Annotated in this window: 21 protein-coding genes; 20 read left to right on the top strand and 1 reads right to left on the bottom strand. The window is 39.1% G+C overall.

All coding sequences use genetic code 11. From position 1 onward, the window contains the following. Positions 1–294: 294 nt before the first annotated feature. From serS to ESZ47_RS06160, 4 genes are all read left to right on the top strand, one after another. Positions 295–1,602 (top strand): serine--tRNA ligase, encoded by a 1,308-nt coding sequence (serS, locus tag ESZ47_RS06175; protein WP_148605682.1) that lies wholly within the window; start codon positions 295–297, stop codon positions 1,600–1,602. Between the two features lie 134 nt (positions 1,603–1,736). Further along, the gene (secA, locus tag ESZ47_RS06170; protein ID WP_148605680.1) at positions 1,737–4,148 is read left to right on the top strand and encodes a preprotein translocase subunit SecA; all 2,412 of its coding nucleotides are present in this window, start codon (positions 1,737–1,739) and stop codon (positions 4,146–4,148) included. A gap of 50 nt (positions 4,149–4,198) precedes the next feature. Beyond that, on the top strand, positions 4,199–5,317 hold the full coding sequence (prfB, locus tag ESZ47_RS06165) for a peptide chain release factor 2 (RefSeq protein ID WP_148605679.1): 1,119 nt from the start codon (positions 4,199–4,201) through the stop codon (positions 5,315–5,317). 152 nt (positions 5,318–5,469) lie between these two features. Then, positions 5,470–7,947 carry an ATP-dependent Clp protease ATP-binding subunit gene (locus ESZ47_RS06160; RefSeq protein ID WP_148605677.1) on the top strand — a complete coding sequence of 826 codons (2,478 nt, stop codon included), beginning with the start codon at positions 5,470–5,472 and terminating at the stop codon, positions 7,945–7,947. On the opposite strand, the gene ESZ47_RS06155 is transcribed toward ESZ47_RS06160, so the two are convergent. Beyond that, positions 7,944–8,612, bottom strand: coding sequence for a prepilin peptidase (locus ESZ47_RS06155; protein ID WP_148605675.1), 669 nt, complete (start codon positions 8,610–8,612; stop codon positions 7,944–7,946). The genes ESZ47_RS06160 and ESZ47_RS06155 overlap by 4 nt on opposite strands. A 234-nt stretch (positions 8,613–8,846) precedes the next feature. Here ESZ47_RS06155 and rpsL point away from each other — a divergent pair, with 234 nt between their 5' ends. The 16 genes from rpsL (at position 8,847) to rpsC (ending at position 21,709) form a co-directional block, all read left to right on the top strand. Beyond that, positions 8,847–9,260, top strand: a complete 414-nt coding sequence (gene rpsL, locus ESZ47_RS06150; RefSeq protein WP_148605674.1) for a 30S ribosomal protein S12 — start codon at positions 8,847–8,849, stop codon at positions 9,258–9,260. Positions 9,261–9,275: 15 nt separating this feature from the next. Continuing rightward, the gene (rpsG, locus tag ESZ47_RS06145; RefSeq protein ID WP_148605672.1) at positions 9,276–9,746 is read left to right on the top strand and encodes a 30S ribosomal protein S7; all 471 of its coding nucleotides are present in this window, start codon (positions 9,276–9,278) and stop codon (positions 9,744–9,746) included. Positions 9,747–9,906: 160 nt separating this feature from the next. After that, positions 9,907–12,018 carry an elongation factor G gene (fusA, locus tag ESZ47_RS06140; RefSeq protein ID WP_148605670.1) on the top strand — a complete coding sequence of 704 codons (2,112 nt, stop codon included), beginning with the start codon at positions 9,907–9,909 and terminating at the stop codon, positions 12,016–12,018. An 89-nt stretch (positions 12,019–12,107) separates the two neighbouring features. Further along, on the top strand, positions 12,108–13,301 hold the full coding sequence (locus ESZ47_RS06135) for a CynX/NimT family MFS transporter (protein WP_148605668.1): 1,194 nt from the start codon (positions 12,108–12,110) through the stop codon (positions 13,299–13,301). Between the two features lie 77 nt (positions 13,302–13,378). Continuing rightward, positions 13,379–14,485: an ABC transporter ATP-binding protein gene (locus ESZ47_RS09605; protein WP_148605666.1), complete on the top strand. Its 1,107-nt coding sequence runs from the start codon at positions 13,379–13,381 to the stop codon at positions 14,483–14,485. Continuing rightward, a complete protein-coding gene (locus ESZ47_RS06125) occupies positions 14,472–15,293 on the top strand; it encodes an ABC transporter permease (protein ID WP_148605746.1) in 822 nt (273 codons plus the stop codon). Before ESZ47_RS09605 ends, ESZ47_RS06125 begins: the two co-directional genes overlap by 14 nt. A gap of 12 nt (positions 15,294–15,305) precedes the next feature. Then, positions 15,306–16,136 carry an ABC transporter permease gene (locus ESZ47_RS06120; protein WP_148605665.1) on the top strand — a complete coding sequence of 277 codons (831 nt, stop codon included), beginning with the start codon at positions 15,306–15,308 and terminating at the stop codon, positions 16,134–16,136. A gap of 1 nt (position 16,137) precedes the next feature. Further along, positions 16,138–17,217 carry an ABC transporter substrate-binding protein gene (locus ESZ47_RS06115; RefSeq protein ID WP_148605663.1) on the top strand — a complete coding sequence of 360 codons (1,080 nt, stop codon included), beginning with the start codon at positions 16,138–16,140 and terminating at the stop codon, positions 17,215–17,217. Positions 17,218–17,510: 293 nt separating this feature from the next. Further along, positions 17,511–17,819 (top strand): 30S ribosomal protein S10, encoded by a 309-nt coding sequence (rpsJ, locus tag ESZ47_RS06110; RefSeq protein ID WP_002816040.1) that lies wholly within the window; start codon positions 17,511–17,513, stop codon positions 17,817–17,819. A gap of 67 nt (positions 17,820–17,886) precedes the next feature. Beyond that, the gene (gene rplC, locus ESZ47_RS06105) at positions 17,887–18,573 is read left to right on the top strand and encodes a 50S ribosomal protein L3 (protein ID WP_148605661.1); all 687 of its coding nucleotides are present in this window, start codon (positions 17,887–17,889) and stop codon (positions 18,571–18,573) included. A 31-nt stretch (positions 18,574–18,604) separates the two neighbouring features. Continuing rightward, the gene (rplD, locus tag ESZ47_RS06100) at positions 18,605–19,228 is read left to right on the top strand and encodes a 50S ribosomal protein L4 (protein ID WP_148605659.1); all 624 of its coding nucleotides are present in this window, start codon (positions 18,605–18,607) and stop codon (positions 19,226–19,228) included. Next, positions 19,228–19,515: a 50S ribosomal protein L23 gene (gene rplW / locus ESZ47_RS06095; RefSeq protein ID WP_002816036.1), complete on the top strand. Its 288-nt coding sequence runs from the start codon at positions 19,228–19,230 to the stop codon at positions 19,513–19,515. The genes rplD and rplW overlap by 1 nt, the downstream gene beginning before the upstream one ends. A gap of 22 nt (positions 19,516–19,537) precedes the next feature. After that, positions 19,538–20,371: a 50S ribosomal protein L2 gene (rplB, locus tag ESZ47_RS06090; RefSeq protein ID WP_002816035.1), complete on the top strand. Its 834-nt coding sequence runs from the start codon at positions 19,538–19,540 to the stop codon at positions 20,369–20,371. Positions 20,372–20,388: 17 nt separating this feature from the next. Next, the gene (gene rpsS, locus ESZ47_RS06085) at positions 20,389–20,667 is read left to right on the top strand and encodes a 30S ribosomal protein S19 (RefSeq protein ID WP_002816034.1); all 279 of its coding nucleotides are present in this window, start codon (positions 20,389–20,391) and stop codon (positions 20,665–20,667) included. A 14-nt stretch (positions 20,668–20,681) separates the two neighbouring features. Beyond that, on the top strand, positions 20,682–21,038 hold the full coding sequence (gene rplV / locus ESZ47_RS06080) for a 50S ribosomal protein L22 (RefSeq protein WP_002816032.1): 357 nt from the start codon (positions 20,682–20,684) through the stop codon (positions 21,036–21,038). Beyond that, positions 21,038–21,709, top strand: coding sequence for a 30S ribosomal protein S3 (gene rpsC / locus ESZ47_RS06075; protein WP_002816031.1), 672 nt, complete (start codon positions 21,038–21,040; stop codon positions 21,707–21,709). The genes rplV and rpsC overlap by 1 nt, the downstream gene beginning before the upstream one ends. The last annotated feature ends 2 nt before the right edge of the window (positions 21,710–21,711 follow it).

The raw sequence follows: 21,711 nt of genomic DNA, 5'->3' as shown, positions 1-21,711 counted from the left end.
GAAACCACTCCTTTTTTGTTGCCTTTTATTCTATAATGGGTTAGAATAAGGGTATTAGTTACCATAAGTAGCGCAGTTTAGAAAATTATTGGTTGATGAAAAATAATACGCGCGAAACTCCAGTAACCTTTCTTTAGCATGTAATATTGCTCGGTGTCGCCGTTATCGATAATGAAGTGTTGCAATTTTGAATGAATTGCAAAAATTGGGTGGTACCACGGAAACGCGTTTTTCGTCCCTTGTCTAACGACAAGTGACAACGCGTTTTTTATTTTATGAAATGAGGATTCCAGAATGTTAGATATACGTTATATACGTAAAGATAGTGAGAATGCTAAAAGAAGACTAAAAGATCGTGGGATTAACCCAGACACAGTTGATCAATTATTAGTTTTTGATCAAAAGCGACGTGAATTAATTCAAAAAGTAGAATCACTTAAAGCACAACGTAATAAAGTTTCAGATAAAATAGCTTTCGCAAAGCGTCAAAAAGAAGACGCTAGCGAAGCTATCATGCAAATGAAACAGGTTGGTGCAGATATAAAAAAGCTTGATAATGAGCAAAGTTTGTTGGAATCACAAGTTCAAGAAATTTCAGCACATTTACCCAATTTAGCAGCTGCTGAAGTACCTGTTGGGCCGGATGAAGCTGCAAACGTAGAACAGAGAACATGGGAACCCAAAGATTATGGTTCACGTCCTCATGCGTTGAAAGAGACAGCAGGAGTAAAAGCACATTACGAAATTGGAGAAAATCTAGGTATCTTAGATTTTGAGAGAGGTGCAAAGGTTTCAGGGGCGCGATTCTTGTACTATGTTGGTGACGGGGCGAGACTGGAACGCGCGGTCTATAATTTCATGTTAGATGAACATAGACGAGAAGGATATACGGAAATGATTACGCCTATCGTTGTCAACGACTCTGCAATGTTTGGTACAGGACAATATCCAAAATTTCAAGAAGATGCTTATCGCGTTGAAGGTTTAGATCAAACATATATTCCGACAGCCGAAGTACCGCTGACTAACTATTATTCAGGTGAAGAGATACCAAGCGAAGACTTGCCTATTAAATTCACAGCATTATCACCATCATTTCGTAAGGAAGCTGGTTCAGCTGGTAAAGATACACGTGGATTAATTCGATTACATCAATTCAACAAGGTCGAAATGGTGAAGTTTACCAGGCAAGAAGATTCTTATAATGAATTAGAAAAGATGACAGCTGATGCAGAAAATATTTTGCAAAAATTAAATCTGCCATATCATGTCATTATGTTATCGACCGGAGACATGGGGTTTTCTGCAGCCAAAACTTATGACATTGAAGTTTGGATGCCACAACAGAATGTGTATCGAGAAATTTCTTCAGTCTCTAATACAGAAGATTTCCAGGCGCGTCGCATGCATATTACTTATCGTGATGAAGATAATAAGCTGAAATTGGTACACACTTTGAATGGATCAGGATTAGCTGTTGGACGTACCGTTGCTGCGATTCTTGAAAATTATCAAAATGAAGATGGTTCAGTAACAATTCCGGAAGTCCTACGTCCATATATGGGTGGTCAGGAAAAGCTTCATGCTACATCACATCATTGATTCAGTGAAGGGTCTATATTTTAGGCTCTTTTTTTGGTACAATGGTAAGTACAATACACTTATTTTGCAATAATATACAAAAAATAGATTTTAGAGGAGAAACGAGCGAACTTATCACTCGCCCGTTAAAAGCAATGGCCAATCCAATACGTAAATTAGTTGATAACTCAAAACAACAACTAAAGAAATTAAATAAAATCGCTGACCAAGTTGAAAGTTATGCTGATGTAATGTCTAGCATGTCTGATAGTGAATTACAGGCAAAAACTGGAGAATTTAAATCAAAGATTTCGGATGCGATTGATGATATTAAAGATACAGACAAAAAAAATAAAGCTTTGGCAAAAATTTTAGATGAACTTTTACCAGAGTCGTTTGCTGTTGCACGTGAAGGAGCTAAACGAGTACTTGGTTTATACCCATTCCATGTTCAGATTATGGGATCGATTGTTTTACACGGTGGAAACCTGGCTGAAATGCGGACAGGTGAAGGAAAAACACTGACTGCAACGATGGCTGTTTATTTGAATGCATTGTCTGGTAGAGGGGTGCATGTTGTTACTGTTAACGATTATTTGTCTGCTCGAGATGCCGAACAGATGGGGCAACTATATAATTGGCTTGGATTAACGGTGGGTGTCAATGTTGGTGATGCGCCAGCAGATGAAAAGCGTGCTGCCTATAATGCAGATATTACATATTCGACTAACTTTAATATTGGTTTTGATTACTTACGTGACAATATGATTAGGCGTGCCGACGAACGTGTTATGCAACGTGGATTGAATTTTGCGTTAATTGATGAAGCGGACTCAATCTTAATTGACACGGCTCGTACACCATTGATTATTTCAGGGCCTGGGTCAGGCGTTTCACAATTGTATGCTCGTGCTGATCGGTTTGTAAAGACATTACAACGTGATGAAGATTTTAAAGTTGATGAAGAAGCAAAAGCAACTTTGCTAACTCCTGAGGGAATTCACAAAGGAGAAATTTTCTTTAATTTAAATAATTTGTATGATGCAGATGATACTGCTTTGACGCATCATATTGACCAATCTTTACGTGCCAATTTTAACTACATTAAAGATAAAGATTATGTGGTTCAGGATGGTGAAGTTAAGTTAATTGACCAGTCTACTGGTCGTATTTCTGAAGGAACACGTTTATCTGATGGTTTACACCAAGCCATTGAAGCAAAAGAAAATGTGGAAATTCAAGAAGAAAACAAGTCAATGGCACAAATTACTTATCAAAATTTGTTCCGTATGTATAAAAAGTTGTCGGGTATGACTGGGACAGCAAAGACTGAGGAAGAAGAGTTACGTGAAATCTACAACATGGAAGTTATCAGTATTCCTACTAATCGTCCAGTAAGACGTGAGGACAAACCGGATTTACTTTATACTTCGATTCGTGCTAAATATAATGCGGTGGTTGATTTAATTGTTACACTACATGAAAAAGGACAACCAATTTTGATTGGTACAGGATCTGTTGAAGATTCAGAACTACTGTCAAAAATATTGATGACGAAAAATCTTCCTCATAATGTCTTAAATGCTAAAAACAACGCTAAGGAAGCTGAAATTATTGCGAATGCAGGTCAACGTGGTGCGATAACAGTTGCAACAAATATGGCAGGACGTGGCACTGACATCAAACTTGGTCCTGGTGTGGAAGAAATTGGAGGCTTAGCTGTTATTGCCACCGAGAGGCATGAATCACGCCGAATTGATAATCAATTACGGGGACGTGCAGGTCGACAAGGTGATAAAGGTTTTTCACAGTTTTTCCTATCATTGGAAGATGATTTAATGATTCGTTTTGGAGCTGAACGTGTACGACTAATGATGCAGCGAATGAATTTGGACGAAGATACGGTCATCACTAATCGTTTCATCACTCGTTCTGTTGAATCAGCTCAAAAACGTGTTGAAGGAAACAACTATGATACACGAAAGAATGTTTTGCAATATGATGATGTCGTGCGTGAACAACGTGAATTAATTTATCGTGAACGAGATATTGTTATTGATGAAGCAGAATCCTTAGAGTGGGTTTTGATGCCAATTGTTGAACGTACAATCAATCGAGTTGTTGATGCACAAACAAAATCTAAAAAGCCAACTGACTGGAATTTACCGCAGATAGTTGCCTTTGTTGGTAATGCTTTAACGCACGATGATGCTGTTTCAGTGCAACAGTTGGAAGGGTTAAACCGTAATGAAATCAAAGCTAAACTATTAGAGTTAGCAAAACAGAATTATAAAGAAAAGAAAACACAACTTTATGATCCGGAACAAATGTTAGAATTTGAAAAAGTTGTTATTCTTAGAGCAGTTGATCAACATTGGACAGATCATATAGATGCACTTGATCGTTTGCGGCAAGGTGTTGGATTACGTGGCTACGGTCAGCTAAATCCATTGATTGAGTATCAAAGTGAGGCATTTGCTAATTTCCAAAAAATGATTGCTGATGTGGAATATGATACGACACGTACATTTATGAAAGCTGAAATTCGTCAGAATTTACGTTCTTAATATACAAATAAAAACGAACTTTGTTCGTTTTTATTTTGAAAGGAATTAATATGGAAATTATTGATGCAAAGCATGCTGTTGCTGAAATGCAAGAAAATATCGAACGTTTTAGAGGAACGCTCGATATGGAAGCGTTGACCGAAGAAATCGCTGATTACGAAAATCGTATGACAGAGCCAGATTTTTGGAATGATAATGAAAAAGCTCAAAAAATAATTGAAGAAAATAACGTTTTAAAAAATCGACGAGATTCATTTTTAAACCTAACGAGTCAAGTGGAAGAGCTAGAATTGCTGATTGAAATGGCTGTTGAGGATCCTGAGGATACAGATACTTTGTCGGAACTGGAGACAGGTATTGATAAGGCTCAAAAGGATATTGATGCTTATAACTTGGAACAACTTTTGACAGAACCTTACGATGCCAACAATGCAATTTTGGAAATCCATCCTGGTTCTGGTGGTACAGAATCAACAGATTGGGGTGCTAATTTGTATCGTATGTACACACGTTGGGCACAACAACATAATTTTCAGGTAGAAACATTAGATTACCATGCTGGTGATGAGGCAGGTATTGATAGCGCAACTATCAAGGTAACGGGACACAATGCCTATGGTTTTTTGAGAAGTGAAAAAGGCGTTCATCGATTTGTAAGAATTTCACCTTTTGATAGTGCAGGTCGCCGTCATACTAGTTTCGTTTCAGTTGATGTTATGCCTGAATTAGACGATTCTATTGAGGTTGAAGTTCGTGATGATGATGTTAAGATGGATGTGTTCCGTTCTGGTGGAGCTGGTGGTCAGAACGTTAACAAAGTTTCAACCGGGGTACGCTTGACCCATGAACCTACTGGCATTGTGGTCTCATCGACTGTTGAGCGTACACAATATGGTAACCGCGATTATGCCATGCGATTATTGAAAAGTAAGTTGTACCAATTAGAACTTGAGAAAAAAGAAGCTGAACGAGCCGCTTTAACTGGTGAAAAGATGGAAAATGGTTGGGGATCTCAGATTCGTTCATATGTTTTGCATCCATACCAGATGGTCAAAGATCATCGGACAAACTATGAAACTAATCAACCTCAAGCGGTTTTAGATGGTGATCTTGATCCGTTCATTAATGCATATCTACAGTGGCAGTTATCACTCAAAAATCCTAACTAAAATATTTAGTCGAAACAGTTTTTGTTTCGGCTTTTTAACTCTCGTGAATATAATGACGATAGTTAAACAAAAAAATTTCCTAATAAATGTTTAATAGGTTATAATATAAGTCAATATAACGACGTAAGCAGCCTAATTTTAAGGAGGCAAACATGGATAACAATTATACACCGAGTGCCCAAAATGTACTGGTTTTGGCACAGGAACAAGCAAAATATTTTAAACATCAAGCAGTTGGTACAGAGCACCTTTTACTTGCATTAGCAATCGAAAAGGAAGGTATTGCAAGTAAAATATTAGGGCAATTTAACGTGATGGATGATGATGTTCGTGAAGAAATTGAACATTTTACAGGTTACGGTATAACAAGTCGTTATGATAAAAATATTTATTTACCATACTCACCCAAAGCCGCTGATATTTTGCGCCAAGCTAATGAAGAATTGCGTGCGTTGGCTCAATCTAAGGTTGGGACGGAACATATTTTATTAGCTCTATTGCAAGATGAAAGCATACTATCTTCTCGCATATTACTGGCGTTAGATGTTAATTTACAAGACATGCGACGTGCAATTTTACGTAGATTAGGCATTACCGATATCAGAAAACAGTTAAAAAAACAGGAAAAACAACAATCTTCTGCTGGGACCCCAACTTTGGATGGCCTGGCAAGAGACTTGACACAAATGGCTAGAGACAAAAAGATTGATGCTGTTATTGGTCGTTCTAAAGAAGTGCGTCGTGTGATACAAATTCTTTCAAGACGAACAAAGAATAATCCAGTTTTAATTGGCGAACCAGGTGTAGGAAAAACAGCCATTGCAGAGGGGTTAGCTCAAAAAATTATCAATGGCGAAGTGCCAGAAAATTTGTCTAACAAGCGTTTGATGGCGTTAGATATGGGTTCATTAGTCGCTGGGACAAAATACCGAGGTGAGTTTGAAGATCGATTAAAAAAAATCATCGAAGAAATTTACAATGATGGTGAAGTAATTCTATTTATTGACGAGTTACATACTTTAATTGGTGCTGGTGGAGCAGAAGGGGCGATTGATGCTTCTAATATTTTGAAACCAGCTTTAGCGCGTGGAGAGTTACAAACATTAGGAGCCACAACTTTTGATGAATATCAAAAATATGTTGAATCTGATGCAGCCTTGGAACGACGCTTTGCTTCAGTTACCGTTGATGAACCCACGCAAGACGATGCCATTGCTATTTTGAAAGGTATTCGAACTCACTTTGAGCAACATCATAAGGTGCAAATTGACGATGATGCTATTGAAGCTGCTGTTAAGCTTTCAGCTCGTTACATCTCGGATCGTTTTTTGCCTGACAAAGCAATTGATTTGATGGATGAAGCTGGCGCAAAAGTTCGTATCGATGCCACAACTAAAGCAACGCCAGCTTCTAAAGTAAAGGTACGTTTGGAGCAATTACAAACTGAAAAAGAATTGGCAATCACATCATTAAATTTTGAAAAAGCAGCGCAATTACGCACTGAAGAAATCAAGCTGAAGAAAAAGTTAGACAAAATAGAGGCAAAAAGTGTTCAGGATAATAAAGAAGGTACAGAACGGTATGCACTTCATGTGACAGAACAGGATATTGCTGAAGTTATTTCACAGCAAACTGGTGTGCCTGTGATGCAACTTGAAAAGAATGAGCAACAACGTTTAGTGAATCTGGAAACAGTATTAGGTCGACGCGTAATCGGTCAAAAGGCAGCTGTTTCAGCCGTAGCTAGGGCAATACGTCGTGCGCGTTCAGGTTTAAAAGATCCAAGTCGGCCAATTGGTGCATTTATGTTTTTGGGACCAACTGGTGTTGGTAAGACAGAGTTAGCTAAAGCACTTGCAGAAGCTATATTTGGTAGTGAAGATAATCTTATTAGAATTGATATGTCGGAGTATCAAGAACGATGGTCATCTAGTCGCTTGATTGGCTCTGCACCTGGTTATGTTGGCTATGATGAGGGTGGACAATTAACCGAACAAGTTCGTAATCATCCTTATTCCGTGGTTTTACTTGATGAAGCTGAAAAAGCACATCAAGATATTTTTAACTTAATGTTGCAGGTATTTGATGATGGATATCTAACGGACTCTAAAGGTCGTAAGGTTGACTTCAAGAACACGATTATTATTATGACGTCAAACTTGGGCGCAACGCGATTACGTGACGAAAAGTCTGTAGGATTTGGTGCGGTTGACTTAAAAAATGATCATGAAGCAGTCGCGGCTAAAATTCGTGAGACATTGAAAGAGACCTTTAGACCAGAGTTCATCAATCGACTGGATGAGGCGATTGTATTTGAAAGTCTTACAAAACCAGAATTACATGAGATAGTTAAGTTGATGAGCCGTTCAGTGCTACAGCGTGTCGCTGAGCAAGGCATTAATATTAAAATTACACCAGCTGCAATTGATGCTGTAGCTTCAGCTGGTTTTGATCCAGAATACGGTGCGCGGCCAATCAGACGTGCATTGCAAACAAAGATTGAGGACGCATTGAGTGAAGAATTATTGCGTGGCAACATTACTACAGAAGATTCAGTAACAATTGGCGCAAAAGGTGGCGAAATTAGAATTAGCACAAAGCCACTAAAAAAAGATACGACGAAAGCTTAAAAATTTTGTAAGTAAAGTAGTTCATAGAGGTTAACGATTATCCAACTAGCGTGTAAGAACGGTACGAAGGGTAGTCTTTTTTGTTTTAAAAATAATAAGTATGTCAACGCCAAAAAACAACTTGTTAGCAAGATATAAGCAAATGATAATAATTTACTTGTAAGGATTAGAACTAATAACACGGGGATATCCCCGTCACCCAATGTATGACGATAATGCACCAAAATTAAACAAAGGGTTAGCATAGAAATTGATAGGCAGAGATGCGGAATATCGTGATAAATCGTTATAAGACATACTAACCAAGGATATAAAATTATGGCATGTATTTTTTGTGTTAGATAATCTTCTAGCGATAGTAATATTAAGATAATATATGTCAGCCACAATACGGGAACAGACCAAAAAAACAGACCAATTATTGTACAAATGATTTCTAAATACACATAACGTATGCCATAGTCCGCATGACAATATCGACATCGATGATGATAAACTAACACAGAAAAAATTGGTATCATATCAATCCAAACCAAAGGATGGCGACATTGAAAGCAAAAAGATTGCTTTTGCCAAAGCGAGATATTATGAGATAGTCGTTCCGCGATACAAATTGTAGTTGACACGACGACACTGTTAATTGCAAAAATAAAAATATATTCCATAACACATGTTACGTTTTAGACATAATTTTTTGATAAAAGCTATTGACACTACGTTTCAAAATGGTATTATATTGAACGTGCTTTTAAGTAATCTGTTCTGTGACGTCGTCACACTGTGCTGAACGGCGCTGTAAAGGCAATTGTTAACAGATGTCCAGTGAATAACTTTTGAAAATCTTCAAAATGATACACCTGGTTCTGTGATATTAATGAAAAATTAAAGGAGACTGTAGCATGCCTACAATTAACCAATTGGTTCGTAAGCCACGTAAGTCAAATGTTTCTAAGTCAAAATCACCTGCTTTGAACTTTGGCTACAACTCAATGAAGAAGAAAGCCACTAATAATGCTGCGCCACAAAAGCGTGGTGTTGCTACCCGTGTTGGTACAATGACACCTAAGAAGCCTAACTCAGCTTTGCGTAAGTACGCTCGTGTGCGTCTTTCAAACTTGTATGAAGTAACAGCATATATCCCAGGAATTGGTCACAACTTGCAAGAACACTCTGTTGTTTTGATTCGCGGTGGTCGTGTTAAGGATCTTCCTGGTGTACGTTATCACATTATCCGTGGAGCTTTGGATACTGCCGGCGTTGATGGTCGCATGACATCACGTTCAAAGTATGGTACAAAGGCACCAAAGAAGTAAAAAGGAGACTGACTAATGCCACGTAAAGGTTATACTAAGCGTCAGGAAATTTTACCTGACCCAATTTACAACTCAAAGCTCGTTTCACGTTTGATCAACAAGTTGATGCTTGATGGTAAGCGTGGTACAGCTTCAACAATCTTGTACGATGCTTTTGATCGTATCAAGGAAACAACTGGTAACGATCCATTAGAAGTTTTCGAACAAGCTATGGAAAACATTATGCCAGTGTTGGAAGTTAAGGCACGTCGTGTTGGTGGTTCTAACTACCAAGTGCCAATCGAAGTACGCCCAGACCGTCGTTCAACATTGGGACTACGTTGGTTGGTGAACTACTCACGTTTGCGTAACGAACATACAATGGACGAACGCTTAGCTAAAGAAATTATGGATGCTGCCAATGATACTGGTGCATCTGTTAAGAAGCGTGAAGACACACATAAGATGGCCGAAGCGAACCGTGCATTTGCACACTACCGTTGGTAAAAATTTGGTACTAAGGTTAGTAGATAATGCTACCTTTGTTATACAGATAGTGTACAATTGTCATAGATGGTGTTTGTCACACACAAGCACCATCAAAAAGCGAACACAATTAAGTGTCGCTTTTTGTTGCATATAGAACTAAACCAGGAGATAACTCACAATGGCAAAACGTGAATACCCACTAGAACGTACACGTAATATCGGAATCATGGCCCATATTGATGCGGGTAAGACGACGACTACTGAACGTATCTTGTACTATACAGGTAAAATTCACAAAATTGGTGAAACACATGATGGTGCTTCACAAATGGATTTCATGGAACAAGAAAAGGAACGTGGAATTACTATCCAATCAGCTGCTACAACAGCTGTATGGCACGGTTTCTTTGATCAATTCGCTAAGACACCTTATCGTGTTAACATTATCGATACACCAGGACACGTTGATTTTACAATCGAAGTTGAACGTGCATTACGCGTTTTGGATGGTGCCGTAGCGGTTTTGGATGGTGCTGCTGGGGTTGAACCACAAACTGAAACAGTTTGGCGTCAAGCAACAACATATGATGTACCACGTATTGTATTCGTCAATAAGATGGATAAGATGGGTGCTGATTTCCAAATGTCAGTGGATTCAATCCACGAACGTTTGCAAGTTAATGCTGAAGCCATTCAATGGCCAATTGGTGCCGAAGACGACTTTGAAGCCGTCATCGACTTGATTACACAAGAAGCATATTATCCTGAAGATGATTTGGGAGAAAAGTGGGCACCACGCGAAATTCCTGCAGAATTAAAGGAATTAGCAGAAGAAAAGCGTAATACATTGATTGAAGCTGTTGCCGATGTTGATGATGATTTGATGGAAAAATATCTTGAAGGTGAAGATATTTCAATCGAAGAATTAAAAGCTGCAATTCGTCGTGCTACTTTGGCATTGCAATTCTACCCAGTTCTTGCAGGTTCTGCCTATAAGGATAAGGGTGTCCAAATGATGTTGGATGCGGTTGTTGACTACTTGCCAGGACCTTTGGACGTTAAGCCATATATCGCTAACGATCCAAAGACGGATGAAGAAGTTGACTTGATTGCTGATGATTCAAAGCCATTTGCTGCTTTGGCATTCAAAATCATGACCGATCCATTCGTTGGTCGTTTGACATTTATGCGTGTGTATACTGGTACTTTGAAGTCTGGTTCATACGTACAAAACACGTCTTCTGATACTCGTGAACGTGTTGGTCGTTTGCTACAAATGCATGCGACTTCACGTACCGAAATCGAAGAAGTATTTTCAGGTGATATCGCAGCTGCGATTGGTTTGAAGAACACAACAACAGGTGATTCATTAACAGATGTTAGTCATCAATTAGTTCTTGAATCAATGGAATTCCCAGAACCTGTTATTGAATTAGCTATTGAGCCAAAGACAAAAGCTGACCAAGACAAGCTGTCAAATGCTATTCAAAAGTTAGCTGAAGAAGATCCATCATTCCGAGCAACAACAAACCAAGAAACTGGTCAAACGTTGATTGCTGGAATGGGTGAATTGCAATTGGATATCATGGTTGATCGTATGCGTCGTGAGTTTAACGTTGAAGCAACCGTTGGTGCACCTCAGGTTGCCTATCGTGAAGCGTTCACGCAGACAGTTCAAGCTCGTGGATTCTTCAAGCGTCAGTCTGGTGGTAAGGGTCAATATGGTGATGTTTATATTGAATTCGCACCAAACGAAGAAGGTGCTGGCTTTGAGTTCGAAGATGCCATTGTTGGTGGTGTTGTGCCACGTGAATACATTCCTTCAGTTGAAGCTGGTTTGAAGGATGCATTAAATGCTGGTCCTTTGGCTGGATTCCCATTAGTTGATTTGAAGGCTAAGCTGTATGATGGTTCATATCACGATGTCGATTCTAGTGAAGCTGCCTTTAAGATTGCTGCGTCATTGGCTTTGAAGGAAGCTGCAAAGACAGCTGGTGCGGTTATTCTTGAACCTATCATGGCTGTTGATATTGTTGCACCTGAAGATAACCTTGGTGATGTTATGGGACATGTCTCAGCTCGCCGTGGTATGATCGAAGGTCAAGAATCACGTGGACCTGTTTTGGCTGTTAAGGCCAAGGTTCCTTTGTCAGAAATGTTTGGTTATGCAACTACTTTGCGTTCAGCTACGCAAGGTCGTGGTACATTCCAGATGGTATTTGATCATTATGAAGCTGTTCCTAAGAACATTCAAGAAGAAATTATCAAGACACATGGTCAAGAAGATTAATTCTATTATTTAAATATTTAACTGACAGATGGTTCAGTATAAACGGCGTCACTCATATTGAGTGACGCCGTTTTGATAGGAAAAATAAAATGTACAACAATATTAAATCTCATAGTAAATTTTTAGTACCGGGAATAATTGTCGTTGGTATGGTGCTGCGTTTACCTTTTACATCAATACCACCGATAATGGGCACTATTGCCCGTGATTTGCATGTTCCGGTTGCTAGTTTAGGTACTTTAACGACAATTCCATTATTATCATTTGCCGTTTTTTCAGTTTTTGCACCACGAGTAGCGCAAAAGTTGGGATTAGAACGTGCATTCACATTCATGCTGGGGCTACTTATTATTGGATCGTTTATCCGAATATTAAATACACCTTTTTTATATATTGGAACGATATTTGTCGGCATTGCCATTGCTCATATGAATGTTTTGCTGCCAAGTGTCATTCGGACATATTTTCCTAATAAAGTAGGGTTTATGACATCTGTTTTTACCTTCAGTATGATGCTAGCAACAGCGCTAGGGGCAGCATTATCAGCGCCAATTACAGCTGTTACTGGTTGGCATGTATTCATAATTTTGGTGACCTTATTGCTCATACTCGCGTTATTCGTTTGGCTACCAAACTATACTTTTACTAAAGCAGATCAAACAACTTTCAAAGTGAGAAGTGTGCCTACAATCAAACCAAATATTTGGCGTAACAAGTATGCTTGGCTGTTGCTTATTTTTAGTGGACTACAGTCAATGATGTTTTATGTACAGTTGGCTTGGGGGCCTACCATGGCTGTGCAGACAGGATTGTCATCGGCTACTGCTAGTATGTTTGCTGGACTAAATTCATTGATAGGATTGCCTTTTGCTTTATTAGTACCAACAATTGTAGCGCGGCTTAACAGTAAGCAACGTCAGTGGGGTGTCGGAATTTTTTCAATATTAGGAACATTAGGTTATGTACTATTATTACATCCTCAAGGCACATTTATATACTGGCTAATTGTTAACTTACTGATTGGTATTGGAACGTCGGCATTGTTTCCATACTTAATGACGACTTTCAGCTTGAAAACAAGTAGTGCGGAACAAACAGCGCAGTTATCTGGTATGGCACAAAGTGGTGGGTATTTATTAGCAGCTACTGGTCCATTGATATTTGGTTATGCCTACAGTTGGTTTCATTCTTGGTTGCCACAAGTCATTGTTTTAATCGTATTATTTATTTTGATGACTGTATCAATTTTAGTTGTTGAAAAACAGGATAAAATTCTTTATTAAGCGCAAGTCATGGCGCTTTTTTTGTTTTTATATTTAGTGTAAAATGTATTCTATTGAAAAGATTCGAGGATGAGCGAGTGAGTGAAAAACAAGTACCTATTATTGCTTTTAATCAAGTTGATTTGTCTTTTGGAGACACTCATGTTTTGAACAATATTGATTTGGAAATTGAGACTGGAAAATTTTATACATTATTGGGACCATCTGGTTCGGGGAAATCAACAATCTTAAAATTGATTTCAGGACAATTAACGGCTGATTCAGGTGACATACTGTTTGAAGGTAAACGTGTAAATAATGTTCCTGCAGAAAAGCGTAAAGTGAATACAGTATTTCAGAACTACGCGCTATTCCCAAATATGAATGTTTTTGACAATGTGGCATTTGGACCAACTCTGAAAGGCATGAATAAAACAGAGATTAAGAACAAAGTTAAAAGCATGCTTGATTTAGTTAAATTAGGCGATTTTTCTGAGCGAGACATTGATGAACTGTCTGGTGGACAACAACAACGTGTTGCAATTGCACGTGCATTGGCCAATGATCCAGAAGTTTTATTGCTTGATGAACCTTTGTCTGCGTTAGATTATAAGTTACGTAAAAGTATGCAATATGAACTGCGTGAAATCCAACAACGCTTGGGTATTACTTTTGTGTTCGTGACGCATGACCAAGAAGAAGCACTGGCTATGTCTGATTGGATATTTGTGATGAATGATGGCGTTATTCAGCAAAATGGATCACCAGAGGATATTTACGATGAGCCTATCAACCATTTTGTAGCTGATTTTATTGGTGAAAGTAACATTGTTGACGGTATTATGAAACAAGATTACGTCGTCCATTTTGTAGGTAAAGATTTTGAGAATGTCGATGCTGGTATGCGAACAAACGAGAGAGTAGAGGTTGTGTTACGTCCGGAAGATTTGGACTTAACAACGATTGAAAATGGGAAACTTATCGTTACCATTGAAGATCAGTCTTTCCGTGGAGATTACTATGAAATCACAGCAATTGATGATGATGGTAACGAATGGCAAGTGCAAGCAACTAATTCGGCAACGATGGGCGCAAGAGTTGGATTGACATTTGATCCCGAGGATATTCATATTATGCGCTTTAACGAATCAGAAGACGACTTTGATGCACGTTTAGAGAGCTATGAGGATGATGATGAAAGCTAAACAACAACGTCAGATATTTTATATTGTTCCGTATGGTATATGGCTATTATTGTTTGTTATTGCACCATTAATGCTGATGCTGTTTCAATCATTTACAACAAGCAATGGGCACTTTACGCTAGGGAATTATGGTGCTTACTTTGGTAGTGGTACCTATCTGCGGATGACGTTCAATTCTGTGTGGTATGCATTTTTGATTACTGTAATTACGTTGGTTATTAGTTATCCAACTGCGTATTTACTAAATCAGCTCAAACAGAAGCAATTCTGGTTGTTGTTGGTTATATTACCCACATGGATTAATCTACTGTTAAAAACATACGCATTTATTGGGCTATTATCTAAGACTGGTACTGTAAATAGTTTCATATCTTTTTGGGGTGTAGCTCCGCAACAATTGCTATTTTCGGATTGGAGTTTCTTACTTGTGGCAGCGTATATCGAAATTCCATTTATGATTCTCCCCATTTTTAATTCATTAGCTGAAATAGATCCAAGATTATCTCAGGCTAGCCATGATCTTGGGGCTAATAAATGGCAAACCTTACGTTATGTCATTTTTCCGTTATCAATGCCGGGTGTTAAAGCGGGGATTCAAGCAGTATTTATTCCCAGTTTGTCGCTATTTATGATTACACGCTTAATTGGTGGTAATCGAGTCATTACGTTGGGAACAGCAATCGAAGAGCATTTTTTGGTTACACAAAATTGGCAACTTGGATCTACTATTGGTGTTATCTTAATTGTAGCCATGATTGTTACGATGATTTTAACACGTGACCGTGTGCGTAAAAATATAAGAAAGTGAGGTAGTGTAATAATGAAGGGAAAATTTAAATGGTCCAACTTATATTTAGTTTTTGTATTCGTCCTGTTGTATTTACCTATCTTCTTTCTGATTGTTTATTCGTTTAATGCTGGCGACGTAATGCAGGGGTGGGACGGCTTTTCGTGGAAACACTATGTGGAATTGTTTGTAGATACACGCATTTTAGAAATTGTTGTTAATACTTTTTTGGTGGCCTTGCTCTCTTCTCTTTTGGCTAGTATTATCGGTACTGCTGGTGCATTATTTATTTATAATCAACATAATCAGTTGATTAAGAACATTTTTTTGTCGTTGAATAACATTTTACTTGTTTCTCCAGATGTTATTATTGGTGCTTCATTTTTGATATTATTCACAGTTATTGGTTTTACACTTGGTTTTACATCAGTCTTACTTTCGCATATTGCGTTTAGTATACCTATTGTTGTGTTAATGGTTTTACCACGTTTACAAGAAATGAATCCATCATTAGTTACTGCAGCAAAAGATCTTGGCGCTAACAACTGGCAGATGTTAGCACGTGTTGTGTTACCTGTCATATCGCCAGGTATCCTTGCAGGCTTTTTCATGGCATTTACTTATTCATTAGATGACTTTGCTGTAACCTTTTTCGTAACGGGTAATGGTTTCTCAACTTTATCAGTGGAAATATATTCTCGTGCCCGTCAAGGGGTCAGCCTAGAGATAAATGCGTTGTCGGCGATGATGTTTCTGGTTTCCCTATTACTGGTACTTGTTTATTATGTTATATCGAAACGATCATCTAAAGGAAAAAAACGTGCTGGGACCCGTTTAGTTATGCCAGCTACAGAAGGGTTGTGATATGAAAAAATTATTATCTGGCATTATGGTAATATTAGTGATTGTAGCATTGCTTTTTAGTGCACAGCGTTATTTCTCGTCACAAACTGGTACTGGAGATAAGGATGGTAAGGTTTTAAACCTTTACAACTGGGGAGACTATATTGATCCGTCACTGTTGAAAAAATTTACCAAAGAGACGGGGTATAAGGTTAGTTATGAAACGTTTGATTCTAATGAAGCGATGTATATGAAAATAAAGCAGGGCAGTACGTCATATGACTTAGCAGTCCCTTCAGAATATATGATTGAAAAAATGAAGGCGGATCATTTGCTACAGCCACTCGATCATCGTAAACTAACAGGTTTAAAAAATTATGATAGTCGTTTTCTGAATCAAACTTTTGATAAGGGGAATAAATATTCCGTGCCATATTTTTGGGGAACATTGGGCATTATATATAATGATAAGTACGTTCAAGCAAAAGATGTCCAGCACTGGGATGATTTGTGGTCTCCAAAGTTCAGAAATCAGATTATGCTGATTGATTCAGCACGTGATGTTCTTGGTATTACTTTGATTACGCAAGGCAAACCGGTTAATGATAAATCTGAGGCAGATTTGGCTGCCGCGCAAGGAAAGTTAACAACCCTGATGCCAAATGTTAAGGCAATTATTGCCGATGAAATAAAAATGTATATGGCACAAGATGAAGCTGCAATAGCTGTTACATACTCCGGAGAAGCAGCCGAAGCAATGGATAAAAATCCTCACTTACATTATGTTGTGCCTAGTGAAGGCTCTAATTTATGGTTCGATAATATTGTCATGCCTAAGAATGCGAAGCATAAAACAGCAGCGTACGCTTTTCTGAATTTTATGAGTGAGCCGAAAAATGCTGCACAAAATGCTGAGTATATAGGGTATGCGACGCCTAATAAAAAGGCGTTAGCATTGTTGCCTAAATCTATTCGTGGTGATAGGCAGTTTTACCCTGATGCAAAAACAGTTAGTCATTTACAAACATATGATGACTTAGGTCAGAAATGGACAGAAAAATATAATGACGCTTTCTTAGAGTTCAAAATGACACAACGATAAGCAAGCAGTAATTTAAGAATTAATTTGTGGCTGAAAAGTATCAAAATTAAATTTTAAATAATAACAGAAAAACCCTTGCTATGCACGGGTTTTTCTGTTATTATATTTAAGTACGCTTTTGGAACAGTAGTAGTAAAAACCTACCGAAAGCCTAGTGTATCAATGTTTAGCGATGATGATTAAGGTTGCGACACGCGCGGCCGCGTTGCCATGGGCGCGCAAAACACAAGCAGTGTTGTCGGTTTTTAATCGAAGTTAGCTGATTTACAAAATCAACGAGGAGGCATGAAATAATGGCACAAAAGAAGATCCGTATCCGTTTAAAGGCATACGAACACCGTATCTTAGACCAATCAGCAGAAAAGATTGTTGAAACAGCTAAGCGTACGGGCGCAGAAATTGCTGGTCCTATTCCGCTACCAACTGAACGTACATTGTATACAATTTTACGTTCACCACATAAGCACAAGGATAGTCGCGAACAATTCGAAATGCGCACGCATAAGCGTTTGATTGACATTGTGAACCCTACTGACAAGACAGTTGACGCATTGCGTAAGCTAGAATTGCCATCAGGTGTTGCAATCGAAATCAAGTTGTAATCCAAACGGAATATAACTTCATGTCTCATTGAGACAAACACATTAAAAATATTTAAGGAGATTAGTCATGACTAAAGGTATCTTAGGCCGCAAAGTCGGTATGACTCAGGTTTTTACAGAATCTGGTGAATTGATCGCCGTGACTGCTGTTGAAGCAACACCAAACGTCGTTTTGCAAGTTAAAAATGCAGAAACAGACGGATATAGTGCTATTCAACTTGGTTACCAAGACAAGCGCACAGTTTTGTCAAATAAACCTGAACAAGGTCACGCTTCAAAAGCAAACACGACCCCTAAGCGCTACATTCGTGAAATCCGCAATGCGGGAGACGAATTTAACGTTGGGGATGAAATTAAGGTTGACACATTCCAAGCAGGTGAATACGTCGACGTAACCGGAATCACAAAGGGACATGGTTTCCAAGGTGCTATTAAGCGTTTGGGACAGTCTCGTGGTCCTATGACTCACGGTTCTCGTTACCACCGTCGCCCTGGTTCAATGGGTGCTATTATTAACCGCGTATTTAAGGGTAAGCTTTTGCCAGGACGTATGGGAAATAATAAGCGAACAATGCAAAATATTGCTATTGTCCATGTTGATGTTGAAAACAACTTGTTACTTTTGAAGGGCAATGTACCTGGTGCTAACAAATCACTTTTGACTATTAAATCAACTGTAAAAGTAAACGCAAAGCATCCTGAAGTTAAGATGGCTAATGCATCTGCATCTGCTGCTAACTCAGAAGAAGCTTAATATAAACTATTAGAAAGGAGAACAATCAATCATGACTAAAGTTGCTGTATTAAAGCAAGATGGTAGTCAAACTACTGAAATCGAATTAAATGATGCAGTATTCGCCATCGAACCTAACAACGCCGTTATCACTGATGCAGTATTGATGCAACGTGCATCATTGCGTCAAGGTACACATGCTGTTAAGAACCGTTCTGCGGTTTCTGGTGGCGGACGTAAGCCTTGGAAGCAAAAGGGTACTGGTCGTGCACGTGCCGGTTCAATTCGTGAACCTCAGTTCCGTGGTGGTGGAATTGTCTTCGGACCTACACCTCGTTCATATGCTTACCGTATTAACCGTAAGGCTTACCAATTGGCATTAAAGTCAGTTTTGTCACAAAAAGTCGCTGATAACAAATTAGTAGTTGTTGATGCTTTGTCATTTGAAGCACCAAAGACACAAGACTTTAAGAAAGTTTTGGCAAATTTGTCAGCTGACACAAAGACATTAGTAGTTGTTGATGAAGACAACGAAAACGCAATCTTGTCAGCACGTAACTTGACAAATGTTCAAGTTATGACAACAAAGGGTATCAACGTTCTTGATGTTGTTAATGCAGATAAGCTGGTGGTTGTTCAATCATCAATCGAAGAAATCCAAGGAGGTCTTGCCTAATGGATGCACGCGATATTATCCGTCGCCCTATCATCACCGAAGCTTCAATGGCGCAAACAGAACGTAAGCGTTATGTCTTCGAAGTTGATACACGCGCAACAAAGCCTGAAATAAAAAAAGCTATCGAAGAAATCTTTGAAGTTAAAGTTTCTGGTTTGAACACTGCAAACGTCCGTGGTAAGAAAAAGCGCCAAGGCCGTTATGTTGGTTACACACGTAAATTAAAGAAGGCAACCGTTACGTTGTCAAAAGATTCAAAAGATATTCAAATCTTTAACGAAGGTTAATCTAAAATAGGAGGATAAGACATTGGCTATCAAGAGTTATAAGCCAACTTCTGCCGGACGTCGTAATATGACGACTTCAGATTTCGCTGAAATCACGAAGACAACGCCCGAAAAGAGTTTGTTGGCCAAAAAGTCAAAGACTGGTGCACGTAATGCATCTGGTCGTATGACAGTTCGCCACCATGCTGGTGGACATAAGCAAGCCTACCGTATTGTAGACTTCAAGCGTACTAAAGATGACAAGACAGCGACTGTAAAAGCTATCGAATATGATCCAAATCGTACTGCTAACATTGCTTTGTTAGTATACGAAGATGGTATCAAGTCATATATCTTGGCGCCAAAAGGATTGAAGGTTGGCGACAAAGTTCAATCTGGTCCTGATGCCGACATCAAGCCCGGCAATGCCTTGCCATTAAGTGCTATTCCTGAAGGTACTTTGATTCACAATATCGAATTGAAGCCTGGTAAGGGTGGACAATTGGCTCGTTCAGCTGGTGCATCAGCACAAATTTTGGGACGTGATGGTAAATATATCATCGTTCGTTTGACTTCAGGTGAAGTTCGTTTGGTATTAGCTACAAACCGTGCAACAATCGGTGAAGTGGGTAATGCAGAACATTCTTTGATTAACTGGGGTAAGGCTGGTCGTAACCGTTGGCGTGGAAAGCGTCCACATGTTCGTGGATCAGTTATGAACCCTAACGATCACCCACACGGTGGTGGTGAAGGTAAAGCGCCAGTTGGTCGTCCAAGTCCTATGTCACCATGGGGTAAGAAGACTGCCGGTAAGAAGACTCGCGATAAGAAGAAGGCTTCAACAAAGTTTATCGTTCGCGGTCGTAAGAGTAAGTAAGGGAAAGGAGACAACTAATGGCTCGTAGTTTAAAAAAGGGACCATTTGCGGACCCACACTTGCTTAAGAAGATTGAAGCGCAAGTTGATTCTGAAAAGAAATCAGTGATCAAGACTTGGTCACGTCGTTCAACAATCTTCCCAAGCTTCATCGGCTTTACAATTGCCGTTTATGATGGTCGCAAGCACGTTCCAGTTTATGTGCAAGAAGATATGGTCGGTCACAAGTTAGGTGAATTCGTACCAACTCGTACGTTCAAGGGACACAAGAACGACGATAAAAAGACTGGTAAATAAGGAGGAAGTGAAAAATGGCTGAACAAGTTACATCAGCTCGCGCGACTGCTAAGATCGTCCGCGTTGCCCCACGTAAGGCACGCCTAGTTCTTGACACTATTCGCCGTAAGAGCGTTAACGAAGCATACGCAATTTTGAAGTTCCTACCTAATACTTCTACAGAAGATATTTACAAGGTTTTGAACTCAGCAGTTGCTAATGCTGAAAACAACTTCTCATTAGACCGAGAAGATCTTATTGTGAAGGAAGCCTTTGCTAACGAAGGACCAACGCTTAAGCGTTTCCGTCCTCGTGCCAAGGGATCTGCTTCACCTATTAACAAGCGTACAAGCCACCTAACAATTGTGGTTGCTGAGAAGGAGGCAAAGTAATGGGTCAAAAGATTAACCCTACTGGATTCCGTGTCGGCGTTATTCGCGACTGGGATGCAAAGTGGTTTGCTGATAAGGCTGACTATGCTAACCAACTTCACGAAGATTTACGTATTCGTAAGTATATCGAGAAAAACTTAGCAGATGCCTCAGTTGATCGCATTGAAATTGAACGTACAACAAAATCACGTGTTGACGTTTCTATCCAAACTGCCAAGCCAGGAATGGTTATTGGTAAGGGTGGTTCAGAAGTTGAAAAGCTTCGTACACAATTGGCAAAATTGACAGATACAGATGAAAAAGGTCGTTCAAAGCGCGTATTCATCAATATTGTAGAAATCAAAAAGCCGGATTTGAGTGCACATCTAGTTGGACAACAAATCGCTGGTGATTTGGAACGTCGTGTGGCTTTCCGTCGTGCTATGCGTGGTGCTATTCAACGTGCTACTCGTTCAGGTGCTAAGGGTATCAAGGTTATGGTTTCAGGTCGTTTGAATGGTGCTGATATTGCACGTATCGAACAATACACTGAAGGTACTGTACCTTTGCATACTTTGCGTGCGGATATTGATTACTCATGGGATGAAGCAATGACTGCTTACGGAAACTTGGGTATCAAGACTTGGATTTATCGTGGTGATGTATTACCACAAAAAAAGAACAGTAAGTAAGG

The organism is Leuconostoc litchii, assembly GCF_008107645.1.
In the GTDB taxonomy this organism is placed as follows: Bacteria; Bacillota; Bacilli; order Lactobacillales; family Lactobacillaceae; genus Leuconostoc; species Leuconostoc litchii.
Note: the sequence above shows the minus strand (reverse complement) of the source record. Positions and strands in the feature narration are given on the sequence as shown.

Excerpts from the sequence above, each read along its gene's own strand:
- serS (WP_148605682.1), top strand. The coding sequence starts at position 295 with ATGTTAGATATACGTTATATACGTAAAGATAGTGAGAATGCTAAAAGA.
- secA (WP_148605680.1), top strand. The coding sequence starts at position 1,737 with ATGGCCAATCCAATACGTAAATTAGTTGATAACTCAAAACAACAACTA.
- prfB (WP_148605679.1), top strand. The coding sequence starts at position 4,199 with ATGGAAATTATTGATGCAAAGCATGCTGTTGCTGAAATGCAAGAAAAT.
- ESZ47_RS06160 (WP_148605677.1), top strand. The coding sequence starts at position 5,470 with ATGGATAACAATTATACACCGAGTGCCCAAAATGTACTGGTTTTGGCA.
- ESZ47_RS06155 (WP_148605675.1), bottom strand. The coding sequence starts at position 8,612 with ATGGAATATATTTTTATTTTTGCAATTAACAGTGTCGTCGTGTCAACT.
- rpsL (WP_148605674.1), top strand. The coding sequence starts at position 8,847 with ATGCCTACAATTAACCAATTGGTTCGTAAGCCACGTAAGTCAAATGTT.
- rpsG (WP_148605672.1), top strand. The coding sequence starts at position 9,276 with ATGCCACGTAAAGGTTATACTAAGCGTCAGGAAATTTTACCTGACCCA.
- fusA (WP_148605670.1), top strand. The coding sequence starts at position 9,907 with ATGGCAAAACGTGAATACCCACTAGAACGTACACGTAATATCGGAATC.
- ESZ47_RS06135 (WP_148605668.1), top strand. The coding sequence starts at position 12,108 with ATGTACAACAATATTAAATCTCATAGTAAATTTTTAGTACCGGGAATA.
- ESZ47_RS06125 (WP_148605746.1), top strand. The coding sequence starts at position 14,472 with ATGATGAAAGCTAAACAACAACGTCAGATATTTTATATTGTTCCGTAT.
- ESZ47_RS06120 (WP_148605665.1), top strand. The coding sequence starts at position 15,306 with ATGAAGGGAAAATTTAAATGGTCCAACTTATATTTAGTTTTTGTATTC.
- ESZ47_RS06115 (WP_148605663.1), top strand. The coding sequence starts at position 16,138 with ATGAAAAAATTATTATCTGGCATTATGGTAATATTAGTGATTGTAGCA.
- rpsJ (WP_002816040.1), top strand. The coding sequence starts at position 17,511 with ATGGCACAAAAGAAGATCCGTATCCGTTTAAAGGCATACGAACACCGT.
- rplC (WP_148605661.1), top strand. The coding sequence starts at position 17,887 with ATGACTAAAGGTATCTTAGGCCGCAAAGTCGGTATGACTCAGGTTTTT.
- rplD (WP_148605659.1), top strand. The coding sequence starts at position 18,605 with ATGACTAAAGTTGCTGTATTAAAGCAAGATGGTAGTCAAACTACTGAA.
- rplW (WP_002816036.1), top strand. The coding sequence starts at position 19,228 with ATGGATGCACGCGATATTATCCGTCGCCCTATCATCACCGAAGCTTCA.
- rpsS (WP_002816034.1), top strand. The coding sequence starts at position 20,389 with ATGGCTCGTAGTTTAAAAAAGGGACCATTTGCGGACCCACACTTGCTT.
- rplV (WP_002816032.1), top strand. The coding sequence starts at position 20,682 with ATGGCTGAACAAGTTACATCAGCTCGCGCGACTGCTAAGATCGTCCGC.
- rpsC (WP_002816031.1), top strand. The coding sequence starts at position 21,038 with ATGGGTCAAAAGATTAACCCTACTGGATTCCGTGTCGGCGTTATTCGC.